Origin of the sequence: Paeniglutamicibacter sp. ZC-3, from assembly GCF_025847175.2 — a bacterium.
Lineage (GTDB): Bacteria > Actinomycetota > Actinomycetes > Actinomycetales > Micrococcaceae > Paeniglutamicibacter > Paeniglutamicibacter sulfureus.
This window is the reverse complement of record NZ_JAOYTG010000017.1, coordinates 1-12,277: the sequence shown is the minus strand read 5'-3', so window position 1 is coordinate 12,277 and position 12,277 is coordinate 1. Positions and strand designations below refer to the sequence as shown.

13 protein-coding genes are annotated in these 12,277 nt (G+C 67.3%); 12 read left to right on the top strand and 1 reads right to left on the bottom strand.

Annotation, left to right across the window (positions count from 1 at the left end; all coding sequences use genetic code 11):
* The first annotated feature begins 19 nt into the window (after positions 1-19).
* The 12 genes from tilS (at position 20) to panC (ending at position 10,819) form a co-directional block, all read left to right on the top strand.
* Positions 20-1,069, top strand: coding sequence for a tRNA lysidine(34) synthetase TilS (gene tilS, locus OIU93_RS15605; RefSeq protein ID WP_264270985.1), 1,050 nt, complete (start codon positions 20-22; stop codon positions 1,067-1,069).
* A 153-nt stretch (positions 1,070-1,222) separates the two neighbouring features.
* A complete protein-coding gene (hpt, locus tag OIU93_RS15600) occupies positions 1,223-1,774 on the top strand; it encodes a hypoxanthine phosphoribosyltransferase (protein ID WP_264270984.1) in 552 nt (183 codons plus the stop codon).
* Positions 1,775-2,008: 234 nt separating this feature from the next.
* Positions 2,009-3,964, top strand: a complete 1,956-nt coding sequence (ftsH, locus tag OIU93_RS15595; RefSeq protein WP_264270983.1) for an ATP-dependent zinc metalloprotease FtsH — start codon at positions 2,009-2,011, stop codon at positions 3,962-3,964.
* A gap of 30 nt (positions 3,965-3,994) precedes the next feature.
* On the top strand, positions 3,995-4,606 hold the full coding sequence (gene folE / locus OIU93_RS15590; RefSeq protein WP_372342948.1) for a GTP cyclohydrolase I FolE: 612 nt from the start codon (positions 3,995-3,997) through the stop codon (positions 4,604-4,606).
* Positions 4,607-4,617: 11 nt separating this feature from the next.
* Positions 4,618-5,535, top strand: a complete 918-nt coding sequence (gene folP / locus OIU93_RS15585; protein ID WP_264270982.1) for a dihydropteroate synthase — start codon at positions 4,618-4,620, stop codon at positions 5,533-5,535.
* A 22-nt stretch (positions 5,536-5,557) separates the two neighbouring features.
* The gene (folB, locus tag OIU93_RS15580; RefSeq protein WP_264270981.1) at positions 5,558-5,926 is read left to right on the top strand and encodes a dihydroneopterin aldolase; all 369 of its coding nucleotides are present in this window, start codon (positions 5,558-5,560) and stop codon (positions 5,924-5,926) included.
* Positions 5,927-5,931: 5 nt separating this feature from the next.
* Positions 5,932-6,423, top strand: a complete 492-nt coding sequence (gene folK, locus OIU93_RS15575; protein ID WP_264270980.1) for a 2-amino-4-hydroxy-6-hydroxymethyldihydropteridine diphosphokinase — start codon at positions 5,932-5,934, stop codon at positions 6,421-6,423.
* Positions 6,424-6,427: 4 nt separating this feature from the next.
* Positions 6,428-6,928 (top strand): DUF3180 domain-containing protein, encoded by a 501-nt coding sequence (locus OIU93_RS15570; RefSeq protein ID WP_264270979.1) that lies wholly within the window; start codon positions 6,428-6,430, stop codon positions 6,926-6,928.
* On the top strand, positions 6,909-7,421 hold the full coding sequence (locus OIU93_RS15565; RefSeq protein WP_264270978.1) for a PH domain-containing protein: 513 nt from the start codon (positions 6,909-6,911) through the stop codon (positions 7,419-7,421). Before OIU93_RS15570 ends, OIU93_RS15565 begins: the two co-directional genes overlap by 20 nt.
* Positions 7,418-8,956: a PH domain-containing protein gene (locus OIU93_RS15560; protein ID WP_264270977.1), complete on the top strand. Its 1,539-nt coding sequence runs from the start codon at positions 7,418-7,420 to the stop codon at positions 8,954-8,956. Before OIU93_RS15565 ends, OIU93_RS15560 begins: the two co-directional genes overlap by 4 nt.
* The gene (locus OIU93_RS15555) at positions 8,953-9,849 is read left to right on the top strand and encodes a Rossmann-like and DUF2520 domain-containing protein (protein ID WP_264270976.1); all 897 of its coding nucleotides are present in this window, start codon (positions 8,953-8,955) and stop codon (positions 9,847-9,849) included. The genes OIU93_RS15560 and OIU93_RS15555 overlap by 4 nt, the downstream gene beginning before the upstream one ends.
* A gap of 34 nt (positions 9,850-9,883) precedes the next feature.
* On the top strand, positions 9,884-10,819 hold the full coding sequence (panC, locus tag OIU93_RS15550; RefSeq protein ID WP_264270975.1) for a pantoate--beta-alanine ligase: 936 nt from the start codon (positions 9,884-9,886) through the stop codon (positions 10,817-10,819).
* Positions 10,820-10,838: 19 nt separating this feature from the next.
* Here the strand turns inward: panC and OIU93_RS15545 are convergent, their stop codons facing one another.
* A complete protein-coding gene (locus OIU93_RS15545) occupies positions 10,839-11,855 on the bottom strand; it encodes a nitronate monooxygenase family protein (protein WP_264270974.1) in 1,017 nt (338 codons plus the stop codon).
* Positions 11,856-12,277: the final 422 nt, after the last annotated feature.

Sequence of the window (12,277 nt, the reverse complement as noted above, 5' to 3'; positions counted from 1 at the left end):
CCCCACGGGAAGGACGACGATGGGCGGAAAGCTGCCGCGCGTGCTGGCCGATGCCCGCAACGCGATCCGGGCCATGGTGCCGCCAGGCGGCAAGGTGCTGGTGGCCTGCAGCGGCGGGGCCGATTCGCTGGCGCTTGCTGCCGCGACGGCCTTCCTGCACCGGGCGCGGGAGATCGACGCGGGGGCGGTCGTCGTCGACCACCGGATGCAGCCCGGCAGCGCCGAGGTGGCACAACGGGCAGCAGCCCAATGCCGGGCCCTGGGCCTGGGCGAGGTGCTGGTCCTCCCGGTGGAGGTGGACGGCGGCAGTGAACAGGCGGCGCGCACCGCGCGCTATGCCGCCTTTGCCCGGGCGCTGGAGGACAGCGGCGCCGGCCACGTGCTGCTCGGCCACACCCTCGACGACCAGGCCGAACAGGTGCTGCTCGGCCTGGCGCGCGGCTCCGGGACGCTCTCGCTGGCAGGGATGCCGGCGGCCCGCGGCCAGTACCTGCGCCCGCTGCTGGGCCTGGCACGGGTGGATGTCGAGGCGATCTGCCGGCACGAAGGGCTCGAATACTGGAGCGACCCGACCAACACCGACCCGCGCTACCTGCGCAACCGGGTGCGCCACGAGCTGATGCCGGTGCTGCGCTCGGTGCTGGGGGACCAGGTGCCCGCCGCGCTGGCACGCACCGCGGCCCTGGCGCGCGCCGACGCCGAATACCTCGACGGGCTGGCCGCCAGCGCGCTGCACGACGCCATCCTCGCCCCGGAACCGGCGCTCGCCGACGGGGCCTCGGTGGCCGCCTCCGCGGTGTCCTCCATCGACCTGGCCCGGCTGCGGGCCATGCCCGAGCCCCTGCGCTCCCGCGCCTTGCGCCTGTCCGTGGTGCGGTTGGGCGCACCGGCACCGGACTTCGAACGGCTGCGGGCATTGAACGCGCTGGTCCTCGGGTCGAAATCCGCCGGCCCCATCCAGCTGGAGGGCCCGGTGGAGGCCACCCGGATCGCCGGAACCAGGATTCCCGCCGGCGCCGCGCCCTTCCTGCGGCTGGACGCCAGCGGCGTGCGGCCCGGCGACGGGTGAGAATTGCCTCACAATCCCGGGCCGCCAGCCCCAAGGCCGCGGCAACACCGGGGTGCCGCGCTCCCCACCGCAAGCCAGACTGTGGCACTCTAGTTCGTGGGTGGAAAACCCCCTTCGACCGGTATATCGCCGACCCCAGAACCAGGAGCCCTCGTGGATTCGAAAGATGTCAGCGCCGATTTGGCGCATGTCCTCTACACCAAGGAAGAAATCCAGGCCAAGATCAATGAGCTTGCCGCCCGGATCGACGCCGACTACGAAGGCCGGGACATCCTGGTTGTCGGCGTCCTCAAGGGCGCCGTGATGGTCATGGCCGACCTGGTCCGCGCGCTGCACAGCCACGTGACCATGGACTGGATGGCGGTCTCGTCCTACGGTTCGGGTACCCAGTCCTCCGGCGTCGTGCGGATCCTCAAGGACCTCGACACCGACCTGCTGGGCAAGGACGTGCTGATCGTCGAGGACATCATCGACTCCGGCCTGACGCTGTCCTGGCTGCTGGCCAACCTGCACTCCCGCGGCCCGGCCTCGGTCGAGATCTGCACCCTGCTGCGCAAGCCGGAGGCCGCAAAGGTGGAGATCGACGTGAAGTACGTCGGCATGGAGATCCCCAACGAATTCGTTGTCGGCTACGGCCTGGACTTCGACGAGAAGTACCGCAACCTGGACTTCATCGGCACCCTGGCACCGCACGTCTACCAGTAGCCGGCGGCACCAGCCCGCTCCAGCATCCCTTGTGCGGTGTGCCATGGCCGTTTCCGGTTCCCGGGGGCGGCCATCGGTGTTCTTACGCCCAAAGGGGAACTTATCGCCTTGCCCATCCGTGGGTATCACATAGGGCGTTTACTTAATGAGCGTGTAGCAAGATTACCGGCGTCGCCCAGGCGCCCGGGCCGCCAGTGCCCGAAAGCAGGAGGGATGGGGCGGGACCCCCAATCAATGAACGCGAAAAAGATCTTCAACAGCTGGATCGTATGGGTGCTGCTTGGCGCCGCGGTGCTGCTGATTTTCCTGCCGACGCTTCTGGGCGGCAACTCCGGGCGCATCGACACCTCCGTTGGCATGCAATTGCTCAAGGACGACAAGGTCACCGAGGCGAAGATCTTCGACGGCGAGCAGCGCGTGGACCTGACGCTGAAGGAACCGCTGAACCTCGACGGCGAGGACAAGGGCAAGAACGTCTCGTTCTTCTACTCACAGCCGCGCGGCACCCAGGTGGTGACGGCGGTCAACGAGGCCAACCTCTCCGGCTACACCGACCAGCCGGTGCAGAGCAACTGGTTCACCTCCATGCTCGGCTTCATGATCCCGATGATCCTGATCGTGGGCCTGTTCTGGTTCATCCTCTCCCGCTCCCAGGGCGGTGGATCCAAGGTCATGCAGTTCGGCAAGTCCAAGGCGAAGCTGATCACCAAGGACATGCCGCAGGTGACCTTCGTCGACGTTGCAGGTGCCGAAGAGGCCGTGGAGGAACTCCACGAAATCAAGGAGTTCCTGCGCGAACCGGGCAAGTTCCAGGCCGTCGGGGCCAAGATCCCCAAGGGCGTGCTGCTGTACGGCCCTCCGGGCACCGGCAAGACGTTGCTGGCCAAGGCCGTCGCCGGCGAGGCAGGCGTCCCCTTCTACTCGATTTCCGGCTCGGACTTCGTGGAAATGTTCGTCGGCGTCGGCGCCTCGCGCGTCCGCGACCTCTTCGAGCAGGCCAAGACCAACTCCCCCGCCATCATCTTCGTCGATGAGATCGACGCCGTGGGTCGCCACCGCGGCGCCGGCATCGGAGGGGGCAACGACGAGCGCGAGCAGACGCTCAACCAGCTGCTGGTTGAGATGGACGGCTTCGACGCGACCACCAACGTCATCCTGATCGCCGCGACCAACCGCGCCGACGTCCTTGACCCGGCGCTGCTTCGCCCGGGCCGCTTCGACCGCCAAATCCCCGTCGAGGCCCCCGACATGATCGGCCGCGAGCAGATCCTCAAGGTCCACGCCCAGGGCAAGCCGATGGCCACCAACGTCGACCTCAAGGCCGTTGCCAAGAAGACCCCCGGCTACACCGGCGCCGACCTGGCCAACGTGCTTAACGAGGCGGCGCTGCTCACCGCGCGCTCCAACGCCCAGCTGATCGACGACCGCGCCCTGGACGAGGCCATCGACCGCGTCATGGCCGGCCCGCAGAAGCGCAGCCGCCTCATGAAGGAACACGAGCGCAAGATCACCGCGTACCACGAGGGCGGACACGCGCTGGTGGCAGCCGCCATGCGCCAGACCGCACCGGTCACCAAGGTGACCATCCTGCCGCGTGGACGCGCACTGGGCTACACCATGGTGGTGCCCGACGACGACAAGTACTCGGTGACCCGCAACGAGCTGCTGGACCAGATGGCCTACGCCATGGGCGGGCGCGTGGCCGAGGAAATCGTCTTCCACGACCCCTCCACCGGTGCCTCCAACGACATCGAGAAGGCCACCGCCACCGCACGCAAGATGGTCACTGACTACGGCATGAGTGAGCGCGTGGGAGCCGTGAAGCTGGGCTCTTCCTCCGGGGATGCCATGTACGGCCAGGCGGCCAGCCGCGACTACTCCGACGCCATGGCCAACGTGGTCGACGAAGAGGTCCGCGCGCTGATCGACACCGCGCACGACGAGGCCTACGCCGCGCTGACCGAGAACCGCCACGTGCTTGACCGCCTGGCCCTGGCACTGCTCGAGCATGAGACGCTGAACCAGAAGGAGATCGAGGAAATTTTCCACGACCTCACCAAGCGTCCCGAGCGCGACGTCTGGCTGAGCAAGGACAGCCGCCCCGTCCACGCGGCCGGACCTGTCCTCTCCGCGAAGGAAATCGCCGCCGATGCGGCAGCTGCAACGTCTGGCGACGTCACCGGCGAGTAACCCATCGCACACACACGCTAGGATCTGAGGGTGAACGAGATCGATCAGCTTGAAGACGACAACGTCCAGCGCGCCGGCGGCGTGGACCTGGTCCGCATTGAAAACGCCGTGCGCGAGATCCTGCATGCCATTGGCGAGGACCCCCAGCGCGACGGCCTGCTGGAGACGCCCAAGCGCGTGGCCAAGGCCTATGCGGAGTTCTTTGCCGGGCTCCACGAGGACCCGGCGGACCTCCTGGCCACGACCTTCGACATCGAACACGATGAGTTGGTCCTGGTCAAGGACATCCCGTTCTACTCGACCTGCGAACACCACCTGGTGCCGTTCCACGGCAGCGCCCACGTTGGCTACATCCCCGGCCCGGAGGGCAAGGTCACTGGCCTGAGCAAGCTGGCCCGGCTGGTGGAGGTCTACGCCCGCCGCCCGCAGGTCCAGGAACGACTGACCACGCAGATCGTTGACGCACTTGTCGCCCACCTGAACCCGCGCGGCGCCATGGTCGTCGTCGAATGCGAACACATGTGCATGTCCATGCGGGGCGTCCGCAAACCGGGCGCCAAGACCGTCACCAGCGCCGTGCGTGGCCAGCTACGCGAACCGGCCACCCGCGCAGAGGCCATGAGCCTCATCCTCGGAAAGTAGGTAACACCCCCATGTCACTTGGAGCAATCCCCGGAACCGGTCCGGCCACCAGCCCGCTGCCGGTCATCAAGAAGATCACGGCCCGCACCCTGGCCGACCTGCCCGCCGACCGCACCCTGGTCATGGGCATCCTGAACATCACCGAGGATTCCTTCTCGGACGGCGGGAAGTACAAGAGCGCCGACGACGCCATCTCCCACGGCCTGCGCATGTACTACGGCGGGGCGGACATCATCGACGTCGGAGGGGAATCCACCCGCCCCGGCGCCGAGCCCGTGGACCCCGACGAGGAACAGCAGCGCATCCTGCCGGTCATCACGGCACTGGCCAAGGCCGGGGCGATCATCTCGGTCGACACCATGCACACCTCCACTGCCCGCGCCGCCCTGGCGGCCGGCGCGCACATCATCAACGACGTCTCCGGGCTGACCCACGAGCCGGACATGCCGGCTCTCATGGCCGAGACCGGCGCCCCCTACGTGCTGATGCACCGCCGCGGGGACGCCGCCACCATGGTCACCGAGGCGAACTACACCGACGTGGTCTCCGAGGTCATCGAGGAGATGCTCGCGCTGCGCGAGCGCTTTGTTGCCGCCGGCGTCAAGCCCGAGGCATTGATCCTGGATCCGGGGCTGGGCTTCGCCAAGGACCACGAGCACAACTGGGAACTGCTCAACGCCCTTGACCGCTTCACCGCGCTGGGTCACCGCGTCCTGGTGGGCACCAGCCGCAAGCGCTTCCTGGGCGCCCTGCTGACCGTCGACGGCAAGCCCGCCGCACCGACCGAACGCGACGCAGCGACCGCCGCCACCAGCGCGCTTGCTGCCGCCAACGGCGCCTGGGGCGTGCGCGTGCACGACGTTCCCTCGTCCCTCGACGCCATCAAGGTCGCCCACGCCTGGTCCGCGGCCCGCGTCCCGGCACTCTAGGAAGCCCGGCCGGGGGAACACCATGCGCAGCGACACCATCACCCTGAGTGGCATCACCGCCATCGGGCACCACGGCGTCTTTGAGCACGAGAAGCGCGACGGCCAGCCCTTCACGCTCGACGTCGTGCTGCACACCGATATCCGGAAGGCGGCGGCCAGCGACAACGTCGCCGACACCGCGCACTACGGCGAACTCGGCGAGCTCGTGGTCGCCCAGATCCAGGACGGACCCTGGGACCTGATCGAGACGCTGGCGGAAAAGACCGCCGCGGCGATCCTCGGTTCCTTCCCCACCGTCTCGGGGGTCGAGGTCATCGTGCACAAGCCCAAGGCCCCGATCACCGTGACCTTTTCCGACGTCACGATCCACATTTACCGCGAACGGGAGTGAACCGAATGGTTTCCTGCATCCTTGCCCTGGGTTCCAACCTGGGCGAACGTGCCGGAACGCTCCAGGCCGCGGTTGCCGAACTGGCCGCCACACCGGGAATCGAGGTGGTGTGCGTCTCCGACACCGCGGTGACCAAGCCCGTGGGAGGGCCCGCAGGCCAACCCGACTTCCTGAACCTGGTGCTGCGCATCAACACCGACCTGGCCCCGCTGGGGCTCCTGGCAGCCTGCCAGGCCATCGAGCAGGCACACCACCGCACCCGCGAGGTGCGCTGGGGCCCGCGCACCCTCGACATCGACGTGATCACCTACGGCGGGCAAACCAGCGAGGACCCGGTGCTGACGCTGCCGCACCCGCGGGCCGCGACGCGCGGCTTCGTGCTGCTTCCCTGGTCCTGGATGGAACCCGACGCCACGCTGGACGGGACGCCGGTGGCCGAGCTGGCCGCCGCCGCGGCGGACACCCCGGGCATCAAACGTGCCGAAGCGGAGGCCTAGGCCGATGAACTCGCTGCGGCCCCTGTGGGTCTTCACGGTGCTGGTGATCGGCGTCGTCGCCGGCTACGCCTTGCAGATCCTTGCCACCACCCGCGGCTATCCGGTGCCGGTGCTGCACTGGACCTCGCTGGTGTCGATGGGCGCTGCCTGCCTGATCACCCTGGTGATGGGCATCCGCATCAAGCTCTACACCTCCGGGCGGACCAAGAGGCGGGTGGACCCGATTGCCGCGGCCAGGACCCTGGTGCTGGCCCAGGCCAGCGTGTATGCCGGGTCCATCATCGCCGGATGGCACGGCGGGATCCTGTTGGGGCTTCTCACCGCGGCAGGATTGGGCAGCGAGGCGGTGAAATCATCCTTGGTGATGATCGGCGGTGCGCTGGTGATGGTTATCGTGGGATGGGTTGTGGAACAGTTCTGCAAGCTGCCCCCGGAAGATCCTTCGGACCCGGCGGCCAAGACCGAGGGCGAGGACGAGGAAGGCTATGCAGCAGGAACCAATTGATCCGGCCGGGATCCACTGGACCCGGGTGTCCCCGAGCTACGCAAAGGTCCGCATGGTGGGCTGGGGCATTGGCGCGCTGGTGACGCTGGCGGTGCTGTGCATGCCCCTGGTGCTGAACCGGTTCGGGGTGTGGACCGGCTTCCCGCTCTGGCTGGCCATTGCCATCCCCGCGGTGGCGGTGGCCATCGACATCATTCGCCTGGTGCTGATTCCGCGCCAGGTTGCAGCGATCGGCTATGCCGAGCGCGAGGACGACCTGCTGGTGCGCCAGGGGCTGATGTTCCAAAGGGTGCTGGTGGTTCCCTACGGCCGGATGCAATTCGTCGACGTGGCCGTCGGACCCATCGACAGGATGCTGGGACTGTGCAAGGTCAAGCTGCACACCGCCGCGGCCGACGCCACCGCCGAGATCCCCGGCCTGCCCCTGGCAGAGGGCACGCGCCTGCGCGAGCAGCTTGCGGCCCGCGGCGAATCGCGTTTGGCCGGGCTGTGAACCCCCCACCCGCACCGGAGCCCGGTGCACCCGAGGTGCCGTGGCACCGGGTCCACCCGGTCTCGCCCTTGGTGCGCGGCTGGCTCGCCGTGGTGGCCATCGCCTTCGTCTACGGGCAAAACACCCTTTCCTCCTTCTTCGGCGAGGAGGAACCAAGCCGCGGACCCGATTTTGTCTCCGGCGCCCCGCTGCTGGTTTCGCTGCTCATCGGCGGCGGCATCCTGCTGCTGATCCTGCTGGGCTTCTTCGGCTCCTGGTGGTTCACCAAGTACCAGATCACCGAGCGCCACGTGAACGTGAACTCCGGCATGGTCTTCCGCCAGCAGCGCCAGGCACGCATCGACCGGGTGCAGTCGATCGACATTGCCCAGCCGCTGGTCGCCCGGATCTTCGGGCTGGCCGAGCTGCGCTTCGACGTCGCAGACTCCGGCTCCGCCGCCATGAACCTGGCCTTCGTGAAGCTCTCCGAGGCCCACGAACTGCGCAACGCCATCCTGGCCCGCGCCGCAGGGCTGCAGGCAACCAATGATTCCCCGCCACCGCTTGAACCGGCCGGCGAGCCGGGGCCCGCCGGTGGCCAGTCTCCGGAACCCGGGCAAATGGCGGATGTGCGGTTCCCGCCCGCCGTCACGGCGCCGCGCGGCCCCCGGGCAGCGAGCGAACGCGTGGTCGCCAGCGTCCCGCTGGGCCGGCTGGTCGGTTCCATCCTGTTGCGCCCGTCCACGGTGTTCATGGTGCTGGGCCTTATCGGGCTGGCCATCGCCATGTCCAACATCGAGGGTTTCGCGCCGTTCTACCTGCTCCCGGCGCTGCTGGGCATGGCCGGCGCGCTGTGGAACAACCTCAACACCGGCTACAACTTCAAGGCCGCCACGAGTGCCGATGGATTGCGCGTGGGCTACGGGCTGCTGGACACCCGCCACCAAACGGTGCCCCCGGGGCGGGTGCAGGCCATCAAGGTTTCCGCCCCCTTCTTCTGGCGTCCGATGGGCTGGTACAAGGTCGCGGTCAATGTCGCGGGCATCGGGGGAGGGGCCGCGAACGACGCGGAGCAGCGCAGCGTGCTGCTGCCGGTGGGCACCTACGAGGACGTGCTCGCGGTGCTCTCGGTGGTGCTGCCGTCCCCCGGGGTGGAGGCGCCGCGCGAATTCTTTGCCGCCGCCATCAACGGCAGCGGCACAGCGCACGGCTTCGTGGTTTCCCCTCCCCGGATCCGCCCGCTCGCGCTCCTGGCCTACCGCCGGCAGGGCTACGCGCTGACCGACACCGCGTTGGTGGCACGCAACGGCGCGCTGCACCGCACCATCGCCATCGTTCCGCACGCCCGCACCCAAGGGCTTTCCCTGCGCCAGGGCCCCCTGGCCCGGCGGATGGGCGTGGTTGACCTGGCCCTTGCCACGATCCCCGGGCCGGTGGTGCCGGTGGTGCGCCAGCTCGACATCGATGCGGGACGGGACCTGTTCCTTGAACAGGCAGACCGAGCCGCCGCGGCACGGAAGCAAACGGATTCGAACCACTGGCTGGGAGACGCATGAGAAACAAGGGCAAGCCGGGACGGCTGGGAGTGGGCGTCATCGGCGCCGGCAAGGTCGGCGCCGTGCTGGGTGCGGCGCTGCGCGCGGCCGAGCACCAAGTCATCGGGGTCCACGCGGTCTCCGAGTCCTCGCTCGAACGAGCGGAGCTGCTCCTTCCCGATGTCCCGGTGCTGCAGATCCCGGAGATCCTGCGCCGCGCCGAACTGGTCATCCTGGCGGTGCCCGACGACGCGCTGGCGGACCTGGTCTCCGGGCTCGCCGCGGCCGGACATTGGCAGGTGGGCCAGCTGGTGGTGCACACCGCCGGGCGCTACGGCACCGAGGTGCTGGCTCCGGCAATGGCAGCCGGTGCCATTGGGCTGGCCATCCATCCGGCCATGACCTTCACCGGGATGAGCATGGACCTGGAGCGGCTCGGCGATTGCGTCTTCGGGGTCACCGCCTCGAACATGGTTCTTCCCATCGCCCAGGCGCTCGTGGTGGAAATGGGCGGCGAGCCGGTGGTCATCGCCGAGGAAGACCGTGTCAAGTACCACGCGGCCCTGTCGCACGCCTCCAACCACCTGGTGACGGTTGCCGGGCAGTCGGCGGGCATCCTGGCGGGCATCGGCGTCGAGCATCCCGAGCGGGTGCTGTCGGCGCTCATGCGTGCCTCGCTGGAAAATGCGCTGGCCTCCGGGGAGGGCGCGCTGACCGGGCCGGTGGCCCGCGGGGATGTGCAGACGGTTGCCGCGCACCGGGCCGCACTGGCCGGGGAGGACATCGGCGAGGACACCCGGGAGGGCTACCTGGCGATGAGCCGGGCGACAGCGCTGCGCGCCCATGCCCGCGGGTTGATCAACCGGGGGACCCTCGACGGGATCCTGGCCGCATTGGGCGAACCGACACACTAGGGCCATCGGCGGAACCCGCGGATAAACTGGGCCGGTGAGCACACCAGCAGATTCAGCCGGCCGCACCCCCCGCATCGTCCGCACGGCGGCCGAACTTTCGGCGGCGATTGCCCGGGCCATCGAGTTCAATGCCCCGGAGCAGGGCACCGCAACCTTGGGACTGGTGCCCACCATGGGAGCCCTGCACTCGGGCCACGAGTCCCTGGTTTCCACCGCCCGGGCGCACAACGACGTGCTGGTGGTCAGCATCTTCGTCAACGAGCTGCAATTCAACGATGCGCAGGATTTTGCCAGATATCCGCGCACCCTCGAGGCCGACGTCGAGATCCTGGCCCGCGCCGGTGCCGACATCGTCTTTGCCCCCCAGGTTTCGACGGTCTACCCCGACGGCCGCCCACTGATCAAGATCGATTCGGGGGAACTGGGATCGAAGTTCGAGGGCGCTTCGCGACCGGGCCACTTCGACGGGATGCTCGCCGTGGTGGCCAAGCTGCTCCACTTTGCCATGCCGCCCGCCACGCTTGGGGTACCAGTTTCCTATCGCGCATATTTTGGACAGAAGGACGCGCAGCAGCTGGTGCTCATCAGCCGCATGGTGGCCGACCTGAACTACCCGGTCGAAATTTGCTCGGTGCCCATCATCCGCAGCGCCGAGGGACTGGCCCTTTCCAGCCGGAACCAATTCCTCACCGCGGAGCAGGCCAAGGCGGCCCTGGTGATCCACCGGGCATTGAGCTTGGTCAAGGAACGGGCCGAACGGCACGAACCGCTGTATCTGGAGGACGCCGCGGGACTCTTCGAGATGGAACCCCTGGTGGAGCTCGACTACTTCGAACTGGTTGACCCGCGCACCTTGCAGGAGCTGGCCTTCAATTGCCAGGACACCCCGTTCACCGGCGAGGGGTTGCTGCTGGTGGCGGCGAGGGTCGGCGAGGTCCGGCTGATCGACAATATGCCGCTGGGCTACTGAGCCTGCCGGCCCGGTTGGCCTACTTCGTGTCCCATCGGCGGGCAGCCTGCCGCAACAGCGACCGGAAACGTGAAAGGTCCGCGATGATTTCCGCGGCACTTTGCCCCGTAGTCGAAAGCCCTGCAGACTGGCCGGCATAGACCGGAGCAAGGGAGGTGTCTCCCTCAGCGCGGGCGCCGTTGATCGATGTGGTCAGGGAGTCGTCTGCCTTCACCGCGGCACCGAGGGCCTCGAGGTTCTCGGCCCAGGTGTCGCTGAAGTCGTTGCGCAAGGCCCGGCCGCCGTATTGAACCGGCCAGTCAATGCGCTGGGCAATGTCAAAGGCGCGGGTGTAGATGGTGTCATCCAGGCCGGCCGCCCCGATGGAATCCTTGATGTTGCGGTGGCTGGTCGATTCCGTCGCGGCGACGAAACGCGTTCCGATCCATGCGGCCGATGCGCCAGCACCCAGTACGGCGGCAACCCCGGCGGCCGTGGCCAAACCTCCCGCGGCAATGACGGGCTTGCCGGTTCGTTCCAGTGCCAGCTGAAGCAGGGGAAGGGTGGACACCTCATTGCGTCCATGACCTCCTCCCTCATTCCCCCGGCAGATCACCACATCGATGTCGTCTTCCAGTGCGCGGGAAAGCTCTGCTGCATTCCCGACCTGCATGCCCACCAAGGCACCGGACTCATGTGCAAGGGAGGCGGCGGGTCCGGGTTCCCCAAAGCTGATGCAGACGAAGGAAGGGCCGTGATCCAACACCTGTTCCAGCGGTTCAAGGTTCTTCGCCAGGACCCAGGCCATGAGTCCGGCGCCCCACCCCCGACCGGATGACGCGGCAAGTTTTGCCTCGTTGTCGATCCACTCCTTGGTGGCATTGCCACCGATGCCCAGCATGCCAAAGCCTCCGGCGGCAGAAACAGCTGCAGCCAGTGCGCCGCCGGCCGCACCGGCCATCGATGCGTTGAAGATTGGCTCGGTGTAACCGAGTATCTGCTGCAATGGGTTGAGGGATTGCTGAATGGGCGATGCGTTTACGGGAAATTCAGGCATGTTTTCAGTCTATGGCCGACCCCTGACGCTGTAGTGATGCAGGGCTCAGTTGACGCTTTTGGCCGAATGGCCGAAAAACGTAGCCGCAGCAGGGTCTTGGCCCCGTATTTCCGGGGGTTTTGGTCTTCCGGTGGTGAGGGTTCCTGCCGTTTGGACATTTGGGCCGGATGCGCGTACAGTTATTTCTCGCACCGAGCACCGCAACGTAGCCCGAAAGGGTGAAGCGCGGAGCCGATTGCAAAGAATTCCAAATGAACTTCGGAAGTCGATTTGACGCTGAGTTTGTTTGGGTCTAGGATAGTAAAGTTGCTCCAGAGCGAAGCGCCGGTAGGAATTGTTAGTCCGGTTGTGGGTGTTGGAAGTGTCTGTTGTTTGAGAACTCAATAGTGTGCCAAGTTTGTTGATACCAATTTATTTATTTT

Excerpts from the sequence above, each read along its gene's own strand:
- folB (WP_264270981.1), top strand. The coding sequence starts at position 5,558 with ATGCGCAGCGACACCATCACCCTGAGTGGCATCACCGCCATCGGGCAC.
- OIU93_RS15570 (WP_264270979.1), top strand. The coding sequence starts at position 6,428 with ATGAACTCGCTGCGGCCCCTGTGGGTCTTCACGGTGCTGGTGATCGGC.
- OIU93_RS15555 (WP_264270976.1), top strand. The coding sequence starts at position 8,953 with ATGAGAAACAAGGGCAAGCCGGGACGGCTGGGAGTGGGCGTCATCGGC.
- OIU93_RS15545 (WP_264270974.1), bottom strand. The coding sequence starts at position 11,855 with ATGCCTGAATTTCCCGTAAACGCATCGCCCATTCAGCAATCCCTCAAC.
- tilS (WP_264270985.1), top strand. The coding sequence starts at position 20 with ATGGGCGGAAAGCTGCCGCGCGTGCTGGCCGATGCCCGCAACGCGATC.
- folK (WP_264270980.1), top strand. The coding sequence starts at position 5,932 with ATGGTTTCCTGCATCCTTGCCCTGGGTTCCAACCTGGGCGAACGTGCC.
- folP (WP_264270982.1), top strand. The coding sequence starts at position 4,618 with ATGTCACTTGGAGCAATCCCCGGAACCGGTCCGGCCACCAGCCCGCTG.
- ftsH (WP_264270983.1), top strand. The coding sequence starts at position 2,009 with ATGAACGCGAAAAAGATCTTCAACAGCTGGATCGTATGGGTGCTGCTT.
- OIU93_RS15565 (WP_264270978.1), top strand. The coding sequence starts at position 6,909 with ATGCAGCAGGAACCAATTGATCCGGCCGGGATCCACTGGACCCGGGTG.